The sequence below is a fragment of the Pseudomonas sp. Marseille-QA0332 genome (genome assembly GCF_054950175.1).
The window spans coordinates 4,555,523-4,577,173 of the sequence record NZ_CM143106.1; the positions used below are offsets into that span (position 1 = coordinate 4,555,523).

The window sequence follows — 21,651 nt, forward strand, 5'->3', positions numbered from 1 at the left end:
CCGATGCGTGACTACAAGTGGCTGCATGAATACTGCCTGAACCGCTTCGGCTCGGCGGCAGCGCTGGAAGCCAGGCTGCCGCAACCCAGGTCCGCGGCGCAGTTGCGCGCCATCGGCGACGACCGCTACCTGTCGACCCTGGCTCTGCGGGTGTTTCGCGCCGGACTCAAGCACAGCCTGGTGGATGCCAAGTGGCCGGCCTTCGAACAGGTGTTCTTCGGGTTCGATCCGGAAAAGGTCGTGCTCATGAGTGCCGAGCACCTTGAGCGCTTGATGCAGGACGCCCGCATCATTCGTCATCTCGGCAAGCTCAAGAGCGTACCGCGCAATGCGCAGATGATCCTCGACGTGCAGAAGGACCACGGTAGCTTCGCCGCCTTCATCGCCGACTGGCCGGTGACCGATATCGTCGGCCTGTGGAAGTACCTGACCCGACACGGCAACCAGCTCGGCGGCCTGTCGGCGCCCCGCTTCTTGCGCATGGCCGGCAAGGATACCTTCGTGCCCACTGGGGACGTGGCCGCCGCGCTGGTCGCCCAGGGTGTGGTCGACAAGCAGCCCACCAGCCAGCGCGACCTGGCGTTGGTGCAAGAGGCGTTCAACCAGTGGCACGAGCAAAGCGGCCGACCGTTGTGCCAGCTTTCGGTGATGCTGGCCCATACGGTGAATCACTGATGCCTGGCAGTCACGGCAGTTCGTAGGAACGACCCTGCGACACCCAGCGATGGGTCTGCCAGGTCACGCTGCTGAACCTGCGGCCCTTGCGGGCCGATCGCGGCCGGTCCATTGAATCACACCACTGGTTTCAAGACTCGCGAATCAGCCGCTCAGGCCGTCAAGCCGCTTGGCAGTATTCGCCAGGCGCTGGCCAAGCGCACGACACAGGGCGATTTCCTCGGCATCCAGGTCGCGCTTGCCATCCGCCCCAGCGTGATGGCTGGCACCGTAGGGCGTGCCTCCGCCACGGGTGTTGAGCAAGGCCGCTTCGCTGTACGGCAACCCCAGCACCAGCATGCCGTGGTGCATCAAAGGCAAGAGCATGGACAGCAGGGTGGTTTCCTGTCCGCCGTGCAGGCTGGCGGTGGACGTGAAGACCGCGGCCGGCTTGCCGACCAGTTCGCCGCCCAGCCAGAGGCTGCTGGTGCCGTCGAGGAAGTACTTCAGCGGTGCGGCCATGTTGCCGAAACGGGTAGGGCTACCCAAGGCCAGGCCGGCGCAGTTGCGCAGGTCGTCGAGCGTGGCGTACAGCGCGCCGCTGGCCGGGATGTCCGGCGCCACGGCTTCGCATTCGGTGGAAATCGCCGGGACGGTGCGCAGGCGGGCTTCCAGGCCGCCGAGCTCGACGCCGCGGGCAATGTGCCGGGCCATTTCGCTGGTCGAGCCGTGCCGGCTGTAGTACAGGACCAGGATATACGGCGCGCTCATGGCAGCAGCTCCAGGACCTTTTCCGGTGGCCGGCCGATCACCGCCTTGTCGCCGACCACCAGCACGGGCCGCTCGATCAGTTTCGGATGGCTGGCCATGGCTTCGACCAGTCGTGCCTCGGTCAGCGCTGGATCGGCCAGGCCCAGGGCCTGGTATTCTTCTTCGCCCGTACGCAGCAACTGACGCGCGCCGATACCCAGCTTGCCGAGCAGCCCCTGGAGGGTGGCTGCGTCCGGGGGGGTCTCGAGGTAGCGCACCACGGTCGGTGCCAGGCCGCGTTGCTCGAGCAGTTCCAGGGCTGCGCGGGATTTGGAGCAGCGCGGGTTATGATAGAAGATCAGTTCGGTCATGACAGGTCGCATCCAGCAGGGTGTGGCAGCTATTCTAACCGCAGCGACTCGATCGCTCGCTTGAAAACTTCACGAGGATGTCCCATGACAAGACGTTTGGCGGCGGCACTGGCCATCAGCATGAGCCTGCTGCTCGGTGGTTGCGGTGCCGACTACGGGGTGGATCAGCACGGCAAGGCGGTGCAGGCCGAGCAGATCGACGGGCATTGGCTGGTGCTCAACTACTGGGCGGAGTGGTGCGGCCCATGCCGCACGGAGGTACCCCAGCTCAACGCCGCCGCCAAGCAATGGCAGTCCGAAGGGATCAAGGTGGTCGGGGTCAATTTCGATGGCCTGCAGGGCGACGAACTCAGGCAGGCCAGCGAAACCCTGGGCATCGAGTTCACCGTCCTGGCCCAGGATCCGGCCGAGCGCTACGACCTGCCACGCAGCGAGGCCCTGCCGGTGACCTACATCATCGACGACAAGGGCAAGGTGCGCGAGCAGTTGCTCGGCGAGCAGACGCTCGAAGGCTTGCAGCAGAAAATCAAGGCGCTTAGAGGCAGCTAAAGCTTGCCACGTATTATCCTGAGGAAACTGCGCAGCGTCTTATTCCATTTTCAATACAAGGTGGAGTAAGGCGTCTTCCTCTATTTCGTAATGCTTCAGGGTCTGGTCGTCATCCAACTCCTGACTGCCTAGGCGAAGAGATTGCTGCTCCTGGGGTATGCCCGTCTTTTCTACAAGATTCTTCTTGACCATTGCAACGGTGTCGTCGGCCTGTACATCTAGTTCGAGCACCTGGCCTATAAGCGTTCTAACGTTGATCTTCATGACTCGGCCTCCTGTAGTGGAGCTTCGAGTATCAGAGGACCATTCGAATGTGCCAACTGGCAAAAATGACGGTTTGTCCTTACAGGATCGCCACGCCGCCACGTACTTCACTTTTTGCATGCATGCAAACGCAGCCAGTGTCCTGATGCCAATTAGCTTTCATCTGCCCAGAACCGCAGCGGCTTGCCCTCGGCCGGCCAGAAGCGTACCTGGCCTTCGGCCGAGACATCCCAGCGCTGGAGCTTGGGCAAGGCTTCGATGAAGCGCTGTTCCTGCTCCATGATCGCCGGCGCGCAGAGCTTGCGGGTCTTTCCCGGAGCGCCGAAGGTGATGCGTTCGCCATCGAGCGCATACGGTGCGAACCAGTGGTTGCAGCCGGCATTGCCGTAGGCCCGGTTGTCCGACCCCAAGGTCAGGGTCAGGTGACTGTCGTCGATCAGCGGGCGTTCGCCGATCCACTCCAGCACGTAGCTGCGTTCCTGCTCCAGCTGCGCTCCGCGCTCGGCGCAGCCAAGCAGGGCACAGGCGATGAGCGTACCGGCCAGGGCGTGTCTCATCAGGCTGGCTCCTGGCAGTCCGGGCACAGATGGCGCTCACCCTGGCTGGCCCAGCCCAGTTCGGCGATGCGCGCGCTCGCTGCCGACTGGCGAGCCTTGGCGCCGAGCTTGGCATCCACCGCGAACTCGAAGTCGAGCACGCTCTGGCAGCGGTCGCACTTGACTTGCCACTGGCGAATCTCCAGTTCGTTGAATACAGGCCCGCTGGCCACGGCGACCCACTGGCCGCTTGGGTTGATCAGGTGCCGAACGCTTTCCACGACCAGGCGCATGGACAGCTCGCGGCTGCCCTTGAGGGTGACCAGCAGGACATCGCCTCGCTGGATGGCGCCGCCGTTGCCGGTGACCTGGTAGCGACCCGGCACCAGGGCGCGGCATTCGATCAGGGTGTGCTGCGGATTGAACAGGGTGTAGCGGAAATCGTGCTCGACCATAGGTCCTCCAGAATTGCCGCGTATTGTAGGGCCAGTCGCGGTTTAATTCACGAGCGCCGGCACCCTGTGTATCGACTGCTAGCCCGCGACCAGGTTGCGCGGCTGCCCGGCCGACCAGGCGAGCACGTTGTCCAGGGTGGTACGCGCGATGGCGTCCAGCGCCTCGCCCGTCAGGAAAGCTTGGTGGGCCGTGACGATCACGTTGGGGAAGGTCAGCAGGCGGGCCAGCACGTCGTCCTGCAAGGGCAGGTCCGAGCGGTCCTCGAAGAACAGGCGAGCCTCTTCCTCATAGACATCCAGCCCGAGGTAACCCAATCGGCCAGTCTTCAGCGCATCGATCAACGCCGGGGTATCGACCAGCGCGCCTCGGCCGGTATTGATCAGCATCGCGCCAGGCTGCAGCTCGGCCAGGCTGCGTGCATTGATCAGATGGTGGGTCTGCTCGGTCAGCGGGCAATGCAGGCTGATCACCCGGGCTTCGCGCAGCAGTTGCTCCAGCTCCACGTACCGTACGCCAAGTGCCAGCAGCTCGGGATCGGGATACGGGTCGCAGGCCAGCAGCCGGCAGCCGAAGCCGGCCATGATGCGCGCGAACGTCGCGCCGATCTGCCCGGTGCCGACCACGCCGACGCACTTGCCGTACAGGTCGAAGCCGGTCAGCCCGTGCAGGGTGAAGTCGCCGTCGCGGGTGCGGTTGTAGGCTCGGTGCAGTCGGCGGTTGAGGGCCAGCACCAGGGCCACGGCATGCTCGGCCACCGCATGCGGCGAGTAGGCCGGCACCCGGACCACGTCCAGGCCCAGGCGTTGGGCAGCGCTCAGGTCGACATGGTTGTAGCCGGCCGAGCGCAGGGCGATCAGTCTTGTACCGCCCTGGGCCAGCCGCTCGAGCACGCTGGCATCCAGCTCGTCGTTGATGAATGCGCAGACCACCTCGAACCCATGGGCCAGGACCACCGTATCGGTGGTCAGCCGAGCGGGCTGGAAATGCAGGTCGAAACTGCCGCTAGCGGCAGCCTTGCTGAAACTGTCCTGGTCATGGAGCTGGCTGCTGTACAACAGAATGCGCATGGCGTGGTCTTCCTGTCATGGGGAAACCCAGTGTAGCCAGGCCGGCAAGTACGCGCATTGACCTGCGCCGGTGCGCCGGCCCAGGCAGATCAGGCGCTCGACCTGGCCTGGACAGCCAGGCGGACGATGGCCTGGTCCAGCTCGTCCAGGGCCTGCATGGCGTGCGGATGGTCCTGCTTGAGCAGGGTTTCGCTGCGCTGGCAGGCCGCTCGCAGCTGCGGCACACCGCAGTAGCGCGAGGCGCCGTTGAGACGGTGCACATGCTCGATGATCGCGCTGCGGTCGGCGGCTTCACGGGCCACGCGGATCGCCTCGCGATCGCTTTCCAGCGAAGCCAGCAGCATGGCCAGCATGTCCGCCGCCAAGTCCGGCTTGCCGGCAGCCAGTCGCAGGCCTTGCTGCGCATCGAGTACCTTGAGTTCGTGGCTGGCCGGCAGGCGCTCGTCGGCGATGCCCTGGCGCGGCAGTCCTATATCGAGCCCGGTCCATTTGAGGACGACCTGGGCCAGTTGTCGATCACTGATCGGCTTGGTCAGATAGTCATCCATGCCTGCTTGCAGCAAGGCACGTTTCTCGTTGGCCATGGCATGGGCCGTCAGCGCCACGATCGGCAAGGGGTGCTTGCCTTGGGCAGCCTCCCAGCGGCGGATCTGCTGGGTGCAGGCCCGGCCATCCATGCCGGGCATCTGCACGTCCATCAGCACCAGGTCGAAGGTGCCTTCCTGTACCGCCTGGAGCGCCGCCTGACCAGTGTCCACGGCCAGTACCAGCGCACCGAGATCCTCCAGCAGGGTCTGCACCAGCAACAGATTGGCCGGGTTGTCGTCCACGCAAAGAATCCTTGGCACCCGCTCGCTTTCCTGCTTGGCCAGCCCGCGAGCGGGACGTCGTGGCTGGACCAGTTCCAGCAGCAATCGCCTGAGCTTGCGCGTGCATACCGGCTTGGCGAGCAACGAGCCAAGGCCATCGGCCAGATAGGCATGGTACTGGGTCTGTTCGGTGGTGGGGCAGAGCACCACGGGCTGGCAGCCCAGGCTCTCCAGGCGCTGCGCATGCTCGCCCAGCTGCGGCGGCGACAGTTTGTCCAGGCTGACACCCAGTACGGCGAAGTCGAATGGCTGACCCGCCTGGCCAGCAGCCTGCACGGCCTGTACCAGCTGCTCCAGCGAGGAGAACGGGCTGACTGCCAGCCCGCACCCCTCGAGCTGGTGCTCGAGTGCCTGGCGCGCCAGCTCATGCTGGTCGATCAACGCCACGCGGCGGCCGACCAGAGGTTGCAGCGGCAGGTCCTCGGCATCGTCCTGAGCCTTGGGCAGGGTCAGGCTGATCCAGAACTGCGAACCCTCGCCAGGGGTACTGTCGACCCCGATCTCACCGCCCATCTGCTCGATCAGTCGCTTCGAGATCACCAGCCCCAAGCCAGTCCCGCCGGGCTGGCGGGAAAGCGAATTGTCCGCCTGGCTGAACGCCTGGAACAAGGTGCGCAAGTCGTCGGGCGACAGTCCGATACCGCTGTCCTGGATACTGATGCGCAGCTGGACGCTGTCTGGCTGTTCGTCCTCGAGCATGGCCCGTACCACGATGTGGCCTTCACGGGTGAACTTGATCGCGTTGCTGACCAGGTTGGTCAGGATCTGCTTCAGGCGCAGGGGATCGCCGACCAGCGACAGCGGCGTGTCGCGATAGATCAGGCTGACCATCTCCAGCTGCTTGGCATGTGCCGCGGGTGCAAGGATCGTCAGGGTGTCCTGGATCACGTCGCGCAGGTTGAAGGGAATGCTGTCGAGCACCAGTTTGCCGGCCTCGATCTTGGAGAAGTCGAGGATCTCGTTGATGATCCCCAGCAGGTTTCCGGCGGACTTCTCGATGGTGCCCAGGTAGTCGAGCTGGCGCGGGCTGAGCTCGCTTTTCTGCAGCAGGTGGGTAAAACCGAGGATGCCATTGAGCGGGGTGCGGATCTCGTGGCTCATGTTGGCCAGGAATTCCGACTTGATGCGGCTGGCTTCCAGTGCCTCCTTGCGCGCCATGTCCAGTTCGATGTTCTGGATCTCGATGGTCTCCAGGTTCTGCCGAACGTCCTCGGTCGCCTGGTCGATGCTGTGTTGCAGCTCCTCGTGGGCGCTCTGCAGGGTCTGGGCCATGCGGTTGATACCGGCGGCCAGCTCGTCCAGCTCGCGGCTGCCGAGCACCGGCAGACGCTCTTCCAGGTGACCGTCCTTGAGCTGCGTCACGGCATGCTTGATACGACTGATCGGTGCGTTGATCGCGCGGCTCATGCGCAAGGCGAGCAGCGTGGTCAGGAACAGGCAGGCCAGGATCAGCAGCAGGCTGGTGAACAGGTTGCGATAGCCGCGCAGCAAGGTGCCGTCATGGGACAGTTCCACTTCCACCCAGCCCAGCAGACGCTCGCTTTCGCCAGGCACCGTGTCGGCCGCCAGGTCGCGGTGGCGACCGAGCACCGGCAGCAGGTAGCGGGTGGCATCGTTGCCGCTGCGTTGCAACATCGAGGTACCGCCACCGGTGCTGCTCGGCGGCTGGTTGAGCATGCTCGGGCCGGCATGTGCCAGGCGGCTGCGGTCAGCCGCCAGGAAGCTCACCGAACGCACGTCGGCCTGCTCCAGGGCTTCGGCAGCGATACGCTCGAGCTGCCGCGCGGAATGCCGAGCCAGGGACGGCGCGGCGAGCGGCGCCAGGTGTTCGGCGATCATCTTGCCGCGCTGCAGCAGCTGGGTGCGCAACTCGTTCTGCTGCAGCCAGGTGAAATAGCTGCCCAATACCAGCGCCATCAGGCCGGCTGGCACCAATGCCAGCAGCAACACCCGACTTCTGATTCCCAGTCGATCAAGCACAACGGTCTCCTGTCACACGCCTGCCTCGCCGCCTTGGCAGGCGAACCTTGGGCGCACGTTACCCCGCCAGCACGGCTAATGCACACTTTTTGCAAGGTCTGATGTGCCATGCGTCGGTATCGCCAACACGTCCGGCCAGCATCGGAAGGCATCGGTTGCCTGTGGCGCAGCGATTGCCCGATAATCGCGCGATTGAGAATGGCTAGCAGTCGACAATGAATCCCGAAACCTTTGGTTCATCCCGTATTCTTGCCATCGAGGACGACCCCGTGCTCGGCGCCTACCTGCACGAAGAGTTGCAGCGCGGCGGCTTTCAGGTCACCTGGTGCCGCAACGGCCTGGAGGGGCTCGAGACGGCAGGGCGCAAGAGCTTCGACCTGGTATTGCTGGACATCCTGCTGCCTGGCCTGAACGGTCTCGATGCGCTGGCGCGCTTGCGCCGGCATAGCGCCACGCCGGTGATCCTGATCTCCGCCCTGGGCGCCGAGACTGACCGGATCACCGGGTTCCAGCGCGGAGCCGATGACTATCTGCCCAAGCCGTTCAGCATGGCCGAACTGCGGGTACGCATCGAGGCCATCTTGCGCCGCGTCGCCTTCGAGCGGCGTCATCAAAAGGCCCGCGAGCCGATCCAGGGGCAGTTGCGCTTCGACGACCAGGCCAACGATGTCTGCCTCGGCGGACACTGGGCTGGCCTGACACCTAGCGAATTCCGCCTGCTCGAGACCCTCTATCGCAGCCAGGACGAAGTGCTGAGCAAGGCCTTTCTCTATCAGCAGGTGCTGCAACGTGGCTACGCCCGGCATGACCGCAGCCTGGACATGCATGTCAGCCAGATCCGCCGCAAGCTCAAGGCCATCGGTTACCACGAGCGTCAGCTGCGCACGGTCTGGGGCAAGGGTTATGTGCTCGGCGCCGGCGAGGCGGGTTGAGGTGCCCGACCGTCACTCGCTGTTCTGGAAGCTGTCGATCCTGCTCACCGGCTTCTGCCTGTCGATGATCGGCCTGAGCTACACCTGGGGCCGGCACATGGAAACGCGTAGCGCCTATCTGTCGGCAGAGGCTCGGCAGGTACTGCGCGGCTACGCCGGCGAAGCCGAGCGAGCCTGGCAGGCTGGCGGGCGCAGTGGCGTGGACCATTGGCTGGCCGAGATGCACCGGCGCGAGGCGGGCTGGGTGGGGGTGGTCGACGACAGGTTGATGTCGCTGGGCAGCCGGCCGCTGGATGCCGAGGCCCGCAAGCGCCTGACGCGCCTGCGCCATGTCGATTGGCCCATGAGCCGGCGCACGGTCGGGCAGCCCTGGCTGGGCCTGCCGTTTCCCCATGCGCCAGGGCAGGGCATGCTGGTCATCGAACTGCCGCAACGCTTCAACCCTGGACGGTATCGGCTGTTCTGGCAGATCCTGACCAACGGCCTGATGCCTGGCCTGTTCACCCTGCTGCTCTGTGCCGGGCTGTACCGCCTGCTGATCGTGCCGCTGAACCGCTTGCGCGCGCAGGCCAGTGCCTGGCGCGCCGAGCAGTTGTCGGTGCGTCTCGACCAGCGCCTGATCGATCGGCAGGACGAGCTGGGCGAGTTGGCCAAGGCATTCGACCAGATGGCCGAGCGCCTGCAGGGGAGCGTCGCACTGCAGCAGCAATTGTTGCGCGATCTCTCCCATGAGCTGCGCACCCCGTTGAGCCGCTTGCGGATCGCCTGCGACAGCGAGCACGATCTGCAGGGCCTGCGCCTGCGTCTTGGCCGCGAGGTGGACGCCATGCAGCGGCTGGTCGAGGACACCTTGCAACTGGCCTGGCAGGATGCCGAGCGCGCGCCACTGGAGCTCGAGCCCATCGAATTGCACCCCTTGTGGGACATGCTGGCCGAGAATGCCTGCTACGAAAGTGGCTGGGACCGGGCGCGGCTGCACTGTCGGTTGCCGAACCGCTGTCAGGTGCTGGGCAACCTCGACCAGCTCGCTCAGGCGCTGGAGAACCTGCTGCGCAACGCCATCCGTCATTCGCCCGCGAGCGGTACCGTGGTTCTCGATGGACGCCGCCAGGGCAACCACTGGCTCGTCTGGCTGGAAGATCAAGGTGGCGGGGTGGACGCCGCCGATCTGGAGCGGATCTTCGCGCCGTTCTCCCGGCTCGAAGGCTCGCGCCCGGGCCATGGTGGCTTCGGCCTGGGACTGAGCATCGCGCGGGCGGCGATCCGTCGCCAGGGCGGCAGCCTGTGGGCGGAAAACGCAGCTTGCGGACTGCGCCTGTGCATGCGCCTGCCAGGCTACTGGCCGACGCCTCTGGCCTTGCCGGGCAAGGGCCCGTGCGCGGCTGCACGGTAAGAGTCGAGCGAAAGCGGCCACGGCGCTCGCAGGCGACCCGGGGCAGCCCAGGCGCTGCGGCGCGGCTCATGCAGGCATTCGCCATGACAACCCGTCAAAGCGTGATATGGCCGGGAAAGGTTTGCCGGTATGATAGTCGCCCCTGCCGTCCCGATTGCGAAATACGCCATGACCATGCAGTTCCCAACTATCGCCGATTGCGTCGGCAACACGCCCCTGGTTCGCTTGCAACGCATCGCCGGCGAAACCAGCAATACCCTGCTGCTCAAGCTCGAAGGCAACAATCCGGCCGGCTCGGTCAAGGACCGCCCGGCCCTGTCGATGATCACCCGCGCCGAGCTGCGTGGGCAGATCAAGCCAGGCGACACGCTCATCGAGGCCACTTCCGGCAACACCGGTATCGCCCTGGCCATGGCCGCGGCGATCAAGGGCTACAAGATGATCTTGATCATGCCCGACAATTCCACGGCCGAACGCAAGGCCGCCATGAGCGCCTATGGCGCCGAACTGATCCTGGTCAGCAGGGAAGAGGGCATGGAAGGGGCCCGGGACCTGGCTGACAAGCTGCAGGCCGAGGGCCGTGGCCTGGTGCTCGACCAGTTCGGCAACGGCGACAATCCCGAGGCCCACTATGCCGGGACGGGGCCGGAGATCTGGCGCCAGACCGAGGGCAGCGTCACCCATTTCATCAGCTCCATGGGCACCACCGGCACCATCATGGGCTGCTCGCGCTACCTCAAGGAGCAGAACCCGGCGATCCAGGTCGTCGGCCTGCAGCCGATGGAAGGCGCGGCGATCCCGGGCATCCGTCGCTGGCCCGAGCAGTACCTGCCGAAGATCTTCGACGCCAGCCGGGTAGACCGGGTAGTCGACATGTCGCAGGAAGAAGCCGAGCTGACCACGCGCCGACTTGCCCGCGAAGAGGGCATCTTCTGCGGCGTGTCCTCCGGTGGTGCGGTGGCGGCCATGCTGCGCCTGGCGCGCGAAGTCGAGAACGCGGTGATGGTGGCGATCGTCTGCGATCGCGGCGACCGCTACCTGTCCACCGGCCTGTTCGATAACCACAACTGATGTCCAGACACAAACGCAACGGCGGCCTGCGCTTCCAGCCGGCCGGTGGCGAGCGGGCCGGGCAACTGCCGGTCGGCAAGAAGCAGCGCCTGGACATCCAGCGCCTGGCCGCTGATGGCCGTGGTATCGCCTTCCACGAAGGCCGCACCTGGTTCGTCAGCGGCGCGCTGGCTGGCGAGGCGGTCGAGGCTCGCGTGCTGGCGGCACGGGGCAAGGTGGTCGAGGCGCGGGTCGAGCGCGTCGTGCAGGCCAGCGCGCAGCGACGTCAGGCGCCTTGCCGGCATTTCGATCGCTGTGGCGGCTGCAACCTGCAGCACCTGCCTCGCGAGGAACAACTGGCCCTCAAGCAGCGCCAGCTCGCCGAGCAGCTGCAGCGGGTCGCGGGGGTGGCTCCGCAACACTGGGCCGCGCCGCTGGCCGGGCCGGAGTTCGGCTACCGGCGGCGCGCCCGCGTCGCGGTACGCTGGGACCCGAAGAGCCGCCAGCTCGCCGTCGGATTCCGCGCCGAGGCCAGCCAGGCGATCATCGCCATCGAGCAGTGCCCGGTACTGGTACAACCCTTGCAGTCGGTCCTGCGCCATCTGCCGACCGTGCTGCACAGCCTGGACCGGCCCCAGGCGCTGGGGCACATCGAGCTGTTCAGCGCGACGGCCCAAGCGCTGCTGGTGCGGCATGTCGCGCCGCTGCCCGATACCGACCTGGCTCGCCTGCGCGCTTTCTGCGCACAGGCCGGCGTCCAGCTCTGGCTGCAGGGTGACGGCGAGCCGGCCGCCGACCGACCCGGCGACGCGCTCGGTTTCAGGCTCGAGCCCTGGGACCTGGAGCTGGCCTGGCGGCCGGGCGATTTCGTCCAGGTCAACGCTTCGGTCAACACGGCGATGATCACGCAGGCGCTGGACTGGCTCGCGCCCGCCGCCGACGAGCGCGTGCTCGACCTGTTCTGCGGGCTTGGCAATTTCGCCTTGCCGCTGGCTCGCAAGGCCCGCGAGGTGGTGGCCGTGGAAGGGGTCCAGGCGATGGTCGAGCGCGCGGCAGACAACGCCCGGCGCAACCGGGTGGACAATGCCCGGTTCTTCCAGGCTGATCTGTCACAGCCTCTGGCGGACGCCCCATGGGCTGCCGGAGGCTTTTCTGCGGTACTCTTGGACCCCCCACGCGACGGGGCCCTCGAGGTGGTACGGCACATTGCTCGGCTCAAGGCCGAGCGACTGGTCTACGTCTCTTGCAATCCAGCTACGCTGGCAAGAGATACCCAGGTGTTGCTGGACCAGGGATACCGGTTAAAAAGGGCCGGGATTCTCGACATGTTTCCTCAGACGGCGCATGTCGAGGCCATGGCGTTATTCGAAGCGGGCTAGCCAGGCTGGCCCCTTGGTGTGGCCTCCAGGGAACGGAGGACGCACGGTGATTGCCAGCATGCCCTGCGAGGCGTGCTGTATGGAAAGGTAAAGAAAGATGGTACAGGTGAGAGTACACCAGCCGGTCAACACCGACGGCAGTATCAATCTCGAAGCATGGCTCGATCATGTGGTGAGCGTCGATTCGGCGCTCGATCGCGATGCGCTCAAGCAAGCCTGCGATTTCGCCCATGAAGTCGAGAAGAAGGGCAATCCGGCCAAGCATTCCTGGGCCGACGGCACGTCGAGCTTCCAGGCTGGCCTGGAAATCGCCGAAATCCTCGCCGACCTCAAGCTCGACCAGGACTCCTTGGTGGCCGCGGTGGTCTACCGTGCCGTTCGCGAAGGCAAGGTGACCCTGGCCGAAGTCGGCCAGCGCTTTGGTCCGGTGGTGGCCAAGCTGATCGACGGCGTGCTGCGCATGGCTGCCATCAGTGCCAGCCTCAACCCGCGCCAGTCGCTGGTGCTCGGCTCGCAGGCGCAGGTCGAGAACTTGCGCAAGATGCTCGTGGCAATGGTCGACGATGTACGCGTGGCCCTGATCAAGCTGGCCGAGCGGACCTGTGCCATCCGCGCGGTCAAGGCCGCCGACGATGACAAGCGCCTGCGGGTGGCGCGCGAGGTTTTCGACATCTACGCGCCGTTGGCCCATCGGCTGGGCATCGGCCATATCAAGTGGGAGCTGGAAGACCTTTCGTTCCGCTACCTGGAGCCGGACCAGTACAAGCAGATCGCCAAGCTGCTCCACGAGCGGCGCCTGGACCGCGAGCGGTTCATTAGCGACGTAATGAACCAGCTGCAGAACGAGCTGCTGGCCACCGGCGTCAAGGCCGATATCAGCGGACGGGCGAAGCACATTTATTCGATCTGGCGCAAGATGCAGCGCAAGGGCCTGCAGTTCAGCCAGATCTACGACGTGCGCGCGGTGCGGGTGCTGGTGCCGGAGATTCGCGATTGCTACACCGCGCTGGGCATCGTGCATACCCTCTGGCGGCATATTCCCAAGGAGTTCGACGACTATATCGCCAACCCCAAGGAGAACGGCTACCGTTCGCTGCATACCGCGGTGATCGGCCCGGAAGGCAAGGTGCTCGAGGTGCAGATTCGCACCCACGACATGCACGAGGAAGCCGAGCTTGGGGTCTGTGCCCACTGGCGCTACAAGGGCACCGACGTCAAGTCCAGCTCCAACCACTACGAAGAGAAGATTTCCTGGCTGCGCCAGGTGCTGGAGTGGCATGAGGAGCTGGGCGACATCGGCGGCCTGGCCGATCAGTTGCGCGTCGACATCGAGCCGGACCGAGTCTATGTGTTCACTCCCGACGGGCATGCCATCGACCTGCCCAAGGGCGCCACGCCGCTGGACTTCGCCTACCGCGTGCATACCGAGATCGGCCACAACTGCCGAGGCGCGAAGATCAACGGGCGCATCGTGCCGCTCAACTACAGCCTGCAGACCGGCGAGCAGGTCGAGATCATCACCAGCAAGCACGGCAGCCCGAGCCGCGACTGGCTCAACTCCAACCTGGGCTATGTCACCACCTCGCGGGCCCGGGCCAAGATCGTCCACTGGTTCAAGCTGCAGGCCCGCGACCAGAACGTCGCGGCCGGCAAGTCGCTGCTCGAACGTGAACTCAGCCGCCTCGGCCTGCCGCAGGTGGACTTCGAGCGACTGGCCGAGAAAGCCAACGTCAAGACCGCCGAGGACATGTTCGCCGCGCTGGGCGCCGGCGACCTGCGCCTGGCGCACATGGTCAACGCGGCCCAGCAGTTGCTCGAGCCGGAGCGCAGCGAGCAGGTCGAGCTGGTCACCCGCAAGCCGACCAGCTCGCGCAGCGGCAAGCGCGGCGACATCCAGATCCAGGGCGTGGGCAACCTGCTCACGCAGATGGCCGGCTGTTGCCAGCCGTTGCCTGGCGACGCCATCGTCGGCTACATCACCCAGGGGCGTGGCGTGACCATCCACCGCCAGGATTGCGCCTCGGTGCTGCAACTGGCCGGCCGCGAGCCCGAGCGAATGATCCAGGTCAGCTGGGGTCCAGTGCCGGTGCAGACCTACCCCGTCGACATCGTCGTGCGCGCCTACGACCGGCCGGGTCTGCTGCGCGACGTCTCGCAGGTGCTGCTCAACGAAAAGATCAACGTCCTGGCGGTCAACACCCGCAGCAACAAGGAAGACAACAGCGCGTTGATGTCGCTGACCATCGAGATCCCCGGGATCGACGCCCTGGGCCGGCTGCTGGGGCGCATCTCGCAATTGCCGAACATCATCGAGACGCGGCGTAACCGAACCCCCTGAAGCGACCCGCCGCCAGGCAGCCATGCCACCCTGTCGAGGGCGAGCCGGTAGCCTGGCGACGACGAAGGACCGACATGACCTATACACTCGACGACCTGCTCAACCTCATGGCGCGCTTGCGTCATCCCCGGCACGGTTGCCCGTGGGATCTCGAGCAGAACTACGTCAGCATCGTCCCGCATACCCTCGAAGAAGCCTACGAGGTCGCCGACACCATCGAGCGCGGCGACTTCCAGCACCTGCAAGGCGAACTGGGCGACCTGCTGTTCCAGGTGGTCTACTATGCCCAGCTGGCCCGCGAGGAAGGGCGCTTCGATTTCGCCGGCGTGGTCGACGCGATCACCCGCAAGCTCATTCGCCGCCATCCCCATGTGTTTCCTACTGGCGAACTGTACGCGCCGATCGACACGCCGAGCCTGAACGAGGCCGAGGTCAGGCAGCGCTGGGAGGAAATCAAGGCCGAGGAACGCGCGGCGAACAGCGAGCCCGAGCAGCTTTCGCTGCTCGACGATGTGCCCGCTGCCTTGCCAGCGTTGTCCCGCGCCGCCAAGCTGCAGAAGCGCGCGGCACGGGTCGGCTTCGACTGGCCCGATGCCTTGCCCGTGCTGGACAAGGTGCGCAAGGAGCTCGACGAGGTCCTGCAAGCCATGGCCGATGGTGATCCCGATGCGCTGGAGGACGAGCTGGGCGACCTGCTGTTCGCGACTGCAAACCTGGCCCGCCATCTCAGGCAGGACCCGGAAAATGCCCTGCGCCGCGCCAACCGCAAGTTCGAGCGGCGTTTCCGATTCATCGAGCAGGCATTGCGCGACACTGCCCGCTCGTTCGAAGATTGCACCCTCGACGAACTGGACGCCCTCTGGGGCGAAGCCAAGCGTCAGGAAAAGAACCTGCCCGGCTGTGGCCGGGCCGATGCATAAGTGAGTGAATCCATGAGCCTTTCCCTTCGTGACCAGTTGCTCAAGGCCGGTCTGGTCAACCAGAAGCAGGTCAAGCAAGTCAACAAAGCCGAGAAGAAACAGAAACGCCTGGAGCACAAAGGCCAGGCCGAGGTGGATGACACCCAGCAGCGCCTGGCCAAGGAAGCCATGGCCGAAAAGGTCCGGCGCGACAACGAGCTCAACCGTCAGCAGCAGGAAAAGGCCGAGCAGAAGGCCCGTGCCGCCCAGATCAAGCAGCTGATCGAGGCTACCCGCCTGCCCAAGCTCAACACCGATGACTACTTCAACTTCGTCGACGACAAGAAGGTCAAGCGCATCGCCGTCAATGCCCTGATGCGCAGCAAGCTGAGCAACGGCGCGTTGGCCATCGTGTCATATGGCGGTGGCTACGAAGTGATCCCGCGCGAGGCCGCGCTGAAGATCCAGGAGCGCGATGCCCGGCGGGTGCTGTTGCTCAACACGCATGTCGAGGAAACCGACGAAGACGATCCGTACGCCGCCTACAAGATCCCGGATGATCTGATGTGGTGAGCAGGCCCGCCCGGCCGTGCCTTGCGCACCCTCGGTAGGTGTTTGCAGGGGCGGCATGGGAGGCCGCGACCGAGGCGCCGGACTGGCCGTGATGGCCCGCAACGCGGGCCCAGGATCGGACAGGCCACCGTTCTCACTCCGCTGGCACGGCCTGCGCAGGAGCAACCCGCACTACCGACGTCCCAGCGCCTACCCCTGCAACTGCGCCCGCCCGTGATCTTCCAGCGCTTCAAGCTCCTGGCGATACTCGTTGGCCGCCTGTTCGCTATGGAACATCCCGACCAGCAAGCCTTGCTGATGCACATCCCAGATCCGCACGCCGGCGGCCAGGCCTTCGTGGGACAGTTTCGATTCGTCGCGTTCGCTTACTTGAACAGTCATCGTCAAACTCCACTATCAGCTCGCTGCGACACCATGTCGCAGGCCTCTGTTATAGAATCTGTTAGCTGCCTAAGTAAATAAACTCGGCATGAAACATCTTTCACGCAACTTTTCAGCCAAAAAGAAGCCCCGCACGGGGCGGGGCTCGGGTGTTACGTGCAAGATCGGTCTCAGTTGCCCTTCACCGACTTGCCATCGACCGTACCCTCCTGCAGGACGATCACGTACTCCTTACCATCGGTCTCGACCTGACGCAGTTGCACCAGCAGATAATCCCAGTCCTTGGCGAACCACAGCTCGGTGATACGCTTGCTCTGGCTCGGATCACGCACGCGTTCGACCTTCACGGCGTCCACCTGGCCGGTCTTGGTGGTGACCTTCTCGGTGCCGAGCACGCGGAAGTCGTAGGTGTCGATCTCGTCGCCATCGACCACCTGGTAGGTCATGCTCTTCTTGCCGGCCGCCACGTCATGCTGCAAGGCCAGCTGGTACGAGGACTTGTCCAGCACGCCACGATTGAGCGGCAGGCTGACCGCATCGCCACGGTCGCTGCCGGTGATCTTCTTGCCTGCCCAGTCGAAGTCCAGGTCGACCTTCTTGGCCTTGCCCAGGCCGCCGCGCTCGAAGTGGTACTTCTGTGGCAGGAGCAGGTCCTTGTCCACCCGCACGGTACTTTGCTCGGTGAGGCTGGCGATCATCATGGAAGCCTTGAAGTTCAGGCTCCAGGTGCCGTTGGCGTTCTTTTCCAGGCTGCGTTCGGCAGTGCCGCTCATGGGCAACTGCTTCCAGTCGGCGGTATAGCTTGCCGAGAACGGCTTGAGGTCGGCTGCCTGGAGCGGCAGGGCGAGGACGGCGAGGGCCAGAAGCAGGGCGCGACGCATATATTCTCCTAGGATCGAATCAAGTGACCGCTGGCCGGCAGGGGTCGGGCGTCCAGTAAGGCACCCTGTTCGTCGAGACGCAAGCGGCCTTCGGCGAACCAGCGCACGGCCAGCGGATAGATCTGGTGTTCCTGGCGATGGACTCGCTGGGCCAGGGATTCGGGCGTGTCGCCAGGCTCGACCGGTATCACAGCCTGTACGACCAAGGGGCCGCCATCGAGTTCCTCGGTGACGAAGTGCACGCTACAGCCGTGTTCCGCATCCCCGGCCTCCAGGGCTCGACGATGCGTGTGCAAGCCTTTGTGCCTGGGCAGCAGCGACGGATGGATATTCAGCAGCCGGCCCTGATAGTGACGGACGAAATCGCCACTGAGGATGCGCATGAAACCGGCGAGCACCACCAGGTCCGCCGAGAAGCCATCGATCAGCTGCGCCAGCGCCTCGTCGAACGCCTCGCGCCCCTCGAAGCCGTGATGCTCGAGCACCGCGGTGCGGATCCCGGCCGCCTGGGCACGCTGCAAGCCGTAGGCATCGGCGCGGTTGGAGATCACCGCGGCGATCCGGACCAGGCCCGGTTCGTCGCGGAAACCGTCGATCAGTGCTTGCAGGTTGCTGCCGTTACCCGACAGCAGTACCACCACATTGCAGGTCTCGCTCGGCATCAGTGCGCCTTGAGATTCTGCAGCTCGACCTGCGCGGCGCCAGCCGGCGCCTCGGCGATGCGGCCGATCACCCACGGCTGCTCGCCAGCCTGGCGCAGCACTGCCAGGGCGGCGTCGACCTGGTCCTGGGCCACGCAGATGACCATGCCGACACCACAGTTGAGCACCCGGTGCATCTCGTGCTCGTCGACGTTGCCTTTTTCCTGCAGGAAGTCGAAGACCGCCGGACGTTGCCAGCTGGCCACATCGATGACCGCCTGGGCACCTGCCGGCAGCACGCGTGGGATGTTGTCCAGCAGGCCGCCGCCAGTGATGTGGGCCATGGCCTTGACCGCGCCGGTCTGCTTGATCAGCTGCAGCAGCGGCTTGACGTAGATGCGTGTCGGAGCCATCAGCAGGTCGGCCAGCGGCTTGCCGTCGAGCTCGGTGGCGTCGATGTCGGTGCCAGAGACTTCGAGGATCTTGCGGATCAGCGAATAGCCGTTGGAATGCGGACCGGAGGAGGGCAGGGCGATGAGCGCGTCACCGGTGGCGACCTTCGAGCCATCGATGATCTCGGCCTTCTCGACCACGCCCACGCAGAAGCCGGCCAGGTCGTAGTCCTCGCCCTCGTACATGCCTGGCATCTCGGCGGTTTCGCCGCCTACCAGCGAGCAACCGGCCAGTTCGCAACCGGCGCCGATGCCGGTGACCACCGTGGCGGCCACGTCGACATTGAGCTTGCCGGTCGCATAGTAGTCCAGGAAGAACAGCGGCTCGGCTCCGCAGACCACCAGGTCGTTGACGCACATGGCCACCAGGTCCTGGCCGATGCTGTCATGCTTGTTCAGGTTCAGCGCCAGGCGCAGCTTGGTGCCCACGCCATCGGTCCCCGAGACCAGCACCGGCTGCTTGTAGCCTGCCGGGATCTCGCAGAGGGCGCCGAAGCCGCCCAGGCCACCCATGACTTCCGGGCGCGCCGTGCGCTTGGCCACGCCCTTGATGCGTTCGACCAGTGCTTCGCCGGCGTCGATGTCTACACCGGCGTCCTTGTAGCTCAGGGAGGGTTGCTTGCTCATTGATCCAGGCCTTTAGGAGGGAGGGATTCGGGAAACGACCGTAACGGCCATGGCCGGTCGGGAGGACGGCGGAGCATGGGCGTCGATGGTCTGCGAAGGCGCGCGATTTTATCAGGGTTGCCCGGCAGCGGCCATCCTCAGGCCATCGCCTGGCCTGGGAAAACGTCAAAAACATCGTTTCATGGGCAATGACTGGTTGCCGCGCCGGCGGCTGTATAAGGTATAGGGAAACACGGCGCAGCGGATCCCGGCGTCGAGGTGCTGCCAAGGGCAGCGCTGCGCTGCCGGATCGATGCCGCGCCTCGATGTTCATCCGGACAGGACCATTTCATGCGATTTATCGACTATCTGCTGGCAGGTTGCCTCGTGCTGACCGGCGTGACGGCCCAGGCTGCCACGGTGTCCGGGCTTTACCAAGTGCGCGAGGCGGTCGATGGCCAAGGCGTCGAGGCGCGGGCGCAGGCCACCGGCAAGGCGCTGCAGACCCTGGTGCTGCGCCTCACCGGTGACCCAAAGGCAATCCGCAGCCCGGCCCTGGCCGACTTGCGCAAGGACCCCCAGCAGATCATCAGCCGGTTCGGCTACGAGGCGGGGCCGCCGGAGAGCCTGCTGGTGGAGTTCGATCCAGGCAGCACCGAACGTACGCTGCGCCAGGCCGGCCTGGCCTTGTGGGGCGGCAACCGGCCCTCGATCCTGGCCTGGTGGCTCAATGATGGGGTCGAAGGCAGCAGCCTGGTCGGTGACGGTCAGGCCAGCGCCGCAACGCTACGGCGCGCTGCCCAGCACCGTGGCCTGCCGTTGCGCCTGCCGCTGGCCGACCTGCAGGAACAGCTGACGGCGGACGGCAAGCAGCTCGACAGCGACGATCCCGGCCCCTTGCGCGAAGCTTCGCAACGCTATGCCGCCGACGCCTTGCTGGCCGTGCATGCCCGCGAAGGCGATGGCAAGTGGCAGGGCAGATGGCAGTTGTGGCTGGGCGACCAGCGCGAGCAGGGCAGCGTCGAAAGCGCCGACCAGGCGGGCCTGGCCGATGCGGTGATGCTTGCGCTGAGCACGCGCCTGGCGCCGCGCTTCGTCAACCGTCCCGGTGCCAGCCGGGAGCTGCAGGTCCGGGTCGAAGGCATGTCCTTGCAGCGCTATGCCGAGCTTGGCCGGGTGCTCGAACCTTTTGCCGGTCGTCTTCAGGAGGCGCACGGCGATACCCTGACCTATACGGTCAATGGCAATCCCGATCAGTTGCGTGCCCAGCTTGGGCTGGCAAGGTTGCAGGAAGTCCCGGCCGAGCCGCCCGCGCCGCCGCCGGCGATGCCCGCCAGCCCGCCGCCCGCCCGGCCTGACGCGGCTGTGGCCGAACCCGTCAAGCCGTTCGACGGCTTGCGTTTTCGATGGTAGGCAGGCGCATGATGACCGATCTGCGCCGCTGGGCATGGCTGGGCATCGCCCTGGCGATCACCGTGCTGCTGTACAGCCTGCACAATATCCTTTCGCCGTTTCTCGTCGGCATTCTGCTGGCCTACCTGGCCGACCCGCTGGTCGATCGCCTGGAGCGCCTGGGGCTCTCGCGCACCTGGGGCGTGATCGTGGTGTTCGGCCTGTTCACCCTGGTCCTGCTGGCGGCCTTGCTGGTGGTGATCCCGATGCTGGCCCGGCAACTGGTGCGGCTCTACGAGCTGGCGCCACAGGTGCTCGACTGGATGCAGCATATCGCGTTGCCGTGGGTCCAGGCGCGCCTGGGCCTGGCCGAGGGCTTCTGGCGCTTCGACAAGATCAAGGCGGCGATCGGCGCGCACATGGGCCAGACCACCGATATCGTCGGCATGCTGCTGTCGCATGCCACGGCCTCGAGCCTGGCGCTGCTGGCCTGGCTGGCGAACCTGGTGCTGGTGCCGGTGGTCGGCTTCTACCTGCTGCGCGACTGGGACCTGATGATGGCCAAGCTGCGCAGCCTGCTGCCGCGCCAGCGCGAGACGCAGGTGGTGAGCCTGGCCGGCGAATGCCATGAAGTGCTGGGTGCCTTTCTCAGGGGGCAACTGCTGGTGATGGTGGCGCTGGGCGTCATCTATGCCGCCGGCCTGATGTTGGTCGGTCTGGAACTCGGCCTGCTGATCGGCGTGCTGGCGGGGCTGGCGGCGATCGTGCCGTACATGGGCTTCATCATCGGCATCGGCGCCGCGCTGGTCGCCGGGCTGTTCCAGTTCGGTGGCGATCTCTACCCGCTTCTGGCCATCGTCGCGGTGTTCATGGTCGGCCAGGCGCTCGAGGGCATGGTGCTGACGCCGCTGCTGGTCGGTGACCGCATCGGCCTGCATCCGGTGGCCGTGATCTTCGCGATCCTCGCCGGCGGCGAGCTGTTCGGCTTTACCGGCGTGTTGCTGGCGCTGCCGGTGGCGGCGGTGATCATGGTGCTGCTGCGCCACGTGCATGCCCTGTACAAGGAGTCGGACATGTATGGCGGCGATGTGGATCCGCGACTGTAGTCTCGAGGCCGGCGCAAGCCCTTGATTTTGCTTGCGCTGGCCGCCTCGCTGATTGTATGCCGGACCCTGCGGGTATAGACTCTGCGCACAGCTCACCAAAGGCCCCCGCGGTCCTTGCGACCTTCCGCCAGC

General features: G+C 65.5%; 22 protein-coding genes. 11 read left to right on the plus strand and 11 right to left on the minus strand.

Annotation, left to right across the window (positions count from 1 at the left end):
* The first annotated feature begins 3 nt into the window (after nucleotides 1–3).
* Complete coding sequence (locus ACY8GK_RS21020; protein WP_196179516.1) at nucleotides 4–675, plus strand: DNA-3-methyladenine glycosylase I; 672 nt, start codon at nucleotides 4–6, stop codon at nucleotides 673–675.
* A 144-nt stretch (nucleotides 676–819) separates the two neighbouring features.
* Here the strand turns inward: ACY8GK_RS21020 and wrbA are convergent, their stop codons facing one another.
* Nucleotides 820–1,425, minus strand: coding sequence for an NAD(P)H:quinone oxidoreductase (gene wrbA, locus ACY8GK_RS21025; protein WP_196179518.1), 606 nt, complete (start codon nucleotides 1,423–1,425; stop codon nucleotides 820–822).
* Nucleotides 1,422–1,775, minus strand: coding sequence for an arsenate reductase (glutaredoxin) (gene arsC, locus ACY8GK_RS21030; protein ID WP_196179520.1), 354 nt, complete (start codon nucleotides 1,773–1,775; stop codon nucleotides 1,422–1,424). The genes wrbA and arsC overlap by 4 nt, the downstream gene beginning before the upstream one ends.
* Before the next feature lie 84 nt (nucleotides 1,776–1,859).
* Here arsC and ACY8GK_RS21035 point away from each other — a divergent pair, with 84 nt between their 5' ends.
* Nucleotides 1,860–2,324: a TlpA disulfide reductase family protein gene (locus ACY8GK_RS21035; RefSeq protein WP_462401950.1), complete on the plus strand. Its 465-nt coding sequence runs from the start codon at nucleotides 1,860–1,862 to the stop codon at nucleotides 2,322–2,324.
* Between the two features lie 39 nt (nucleotides 2,325–2,363).
* On the opposite strand, the gene ACY8GK_RS21040 is transcribed toward ACY8GK_RS21035, so the two are convergent.
* From ACY8GK_RS21040 to ACY8GK_RS21060, 5 genes are all read right to left on the minus strand, one after another.
* Entirely contained in the window at nucleotides 2,364–2,588 is a 225-nt protein-coding gene (locus ACY8GK_RS21040; protein ID WP_462401951.1) for a ubiquitin-like protein, read from the minus strand.
* 152 nt (nucleotides 2,589–2,740) lie between these two features.
* A complete protein-coding gene (locus tag ACY8GK_RS21045) occupies nucleotides 2,741–3,145 on the minus strand; it encodes an META domain-containing protein (protein ID WP_462401952.1) in 405 nt (134 codons plus the stop codon).
* A complete protein-coding gene (locus ACY8GK_RS21050) occupies nucleotides 3,145–3,579 on the minus strand; it encodes a hypothetical protein (RefSeq protein ID WP_196179526.1) in 435 nt (144 codons plus the stop codon). Before ACY8GK_RS21050 ends, ACY8GK_RS21045 begins: the two co-directional genes overlap by 1 nt.
* 78 nt (nucleotides 3,580–3,657) lie before the next feature.
* Nucleotides 3,658–4,647: a 2-hydroxyacid dehydrogenase gene (locus ACY8GK_RS21055; protein ID WP_196179529.1), complete on the minus strand. Its 990-nt coding sequence runs from the start codon at nucleotides 4,645–4,647 to the stop codon at nucleotides 3,658–3,660.
* 89 nt (nucleotides 4,648–4,736) lie between these two features.
* Nucleotides 4,737–7,496, minus strand: coding sequence for a response regulator (locus ACY8GK_RS21060; protein WP_462401953.1), 2,760 nt, complete (start codon nucleotides 7,494–7,496; stop codon nucleotides 4,737–4,739).
* A gap of 215 nt (nucleotides 7,497–7,711) precedes the next feature.
* On the opposite strand from ACY8GK_RS21060, the gene ACY8GK_RS21065 reads away from it, so the two are divergent.
* The 7 genes from ACY8GK_RS21065 to ACY8GK_RS21095 all read left to right on the plus strand — a co-directional run bounded on the left by ACY8GK_RS21065 (nucleotide 7,712) and on the right by ACY8GK_RS21095 (nucleotide 16,060).
* Complete coding sequence (locus ACY8GK_RS21065; RefSeq protein WP_196179533.1) at nucleotides 7,712–8,428, plus strand: response regulator transcription factor; 717 nt, start codon at nucleotides 7,712–7,714, stop codon at nucleotides 8,426–8,428.
* A gap of 1 nt (nucleotide 8,429) precedes the next feature.
* Nucleotides 8,430–9,821, plus strand: a complete 1,392-nt coding sequence (locus tag ACY8GK_RS21070) for a histidine kinase sensor domain-containing protein (protein ID WP_462401954.1) — start codon at nucleotides 8,430–8,432, stop codon at nucleotides 9,819–9,821.
* A gap of 168 nt (nucleotides 9,822–9,989) precedes the next feature.
* On the plus strand, nucleotides 9,990–10,892 hold the full coding sequence (gene cysM, locus ACY8GK_RS21075; protein WP_196179537.1) for a cysteine synthase CysM: 903 nt from the start codon (nucleotides 9,990–9,992) through the stop codon (nucleotides 10,890–10,892).
* Entirely contained in the window at nucleotides 10,892–12,250 is a 1,359-nt protein-coding gene (gene rlmD, locus ACY8GK_RS21080) for a 23S rRNA (uracil(1939)-C(5))-methyltransferase RlmD (protein ID WP_462401955.1), read from the plus strand. The genes cysM and rlmD overlap by 1 nt, the downstream gene beginning before the upstream one ends.
* A gap of 97 nt (nucleotides 12,251–12,347) precedes the next feature.
* Nucleotides 12,348–14,588: a GTP diphosphokinase gene (relA, locus tag ACY8GK_RS21085; RefSeq protein ID WP_196179542.1), complete on the plus strand. Its 2,241-nt coding sequence runs from the start codon at nucleotides 12,348–12,350 to the stop codon at nucleotides 14,586–14,588.
* 74 nt (nucleotides 14,589–14,662) lie between these two features.
* Nucleotides 14,663–15,508, plus strand: a complete 846-nt coding sequence (mazG, locus tag ACY8GK_RS21090; protein WP_462401956.1) for a nucleoside triphosphate pyrophosphohydrolase — start codon at nucleotides 14,663–14,665, stop codon at nucleotides 15,506–15,508.
* Nucleotides 15,509–15,520: 12 nt separating this feature from the next.
* Nucleotides 15,521–16,060 (plus strand): DUF2058 domain-containing protein, encoded by a 540-nt coding sequence (locus ACY8GK_RS21095; RefSeq protein ID WP_196179546.1) that lies wholly within the window; start codon nucleotides 15,521–15,523, stop codon nucleotides 16,058–16,060.
* A 189-nt stretch (nucleotides 16,061–16,249) separates the two neighbouring features.
* Here ACY8GK_RS21095 and ACY8GK_RS21100 read toward each other — a convergent pair whose 3' ends face one another.
* The 4 genes from ACY8GK_RS21100 to purM form a co-directional block, all read right to left on the minus strand.
* A complete protein-coding gene (locus ACY8GK_RS21100) occupies nucleotides 16,250–16,441 on the minus strand; it encodes a hypothetical protein (protein WP_462401957.1) in 192 nt (63 codons plus the stop codon).
* 170 nt (nucleotides 16,442–16,611) lie between these two features.
* Complete coding sequence (locus ACY8GK_RS21105) at nucleotides 16,612–17,322, minus strand: DUF3108 domain-containing protein (protein ID WP_196179549.1); 711 nt, start codon at nucleotides 17,320–17,322, stop codon at nucleotides 16,612–16,614.
* A gap of 8 nt (nucleotides 17,323–17,330) precedes the next feature.
* On the minus strand, nucleotides 17,331–17,984 hold the full coding sequence (purN, locus tag ACY8GK_RS21110; protein WP_196179551.1) for a phosphoribosylglycinamide formyltransferase: 654 nt from the start codon (nucleotides 17,982–17,984) through the stop codon (nucleotides 17,331–17,333).
* Entirely contained in the window at nucleotides 17,984–19,042 is a 1,059-nt protein-coding gene (gene purM, locus ACY8GK_RS21115; RefSeq protein ID WP_196179552.1) for a phosphoribosylformylglycinamidine cyclo-ligase, read from the minus strand. Before purM ends, purN begins: the two co-directional genes overlap by 1 nt.
* 330 nt (nucleotides 19,043–19,372) lie before the next feature.
* Between purM and ACY8GK_RS21120 the strand changes: the two genes are divergently transcribed.
* A complete protein-coding gene (locus tag ACY8GK_RS21120; RefSeq protein ID WP_462401958.1) occupies nucleotides 19,373–20,434 on the plus strand; it encodes a DUF2066 domain-containing protein in 1,062 nt (353 codons plus the stop codon).
* An 11-nt stretch (nucleotides 20,435–20,445) separates the two neighbouring features.
* Nucleotides 20,446–21,519, plus strand: a complete 1,074-nt coding sequence (locus ACY8GK_RS21125; RefSeq protein WP_196179730.1) for an AI-2E family transporter — start codon at nucleotides 20,446–20,448, stop codon at nucleotides 21,517–21,519.
* Nucleotides 21,520–21,651: the final 132 nt, after the last annotated feature.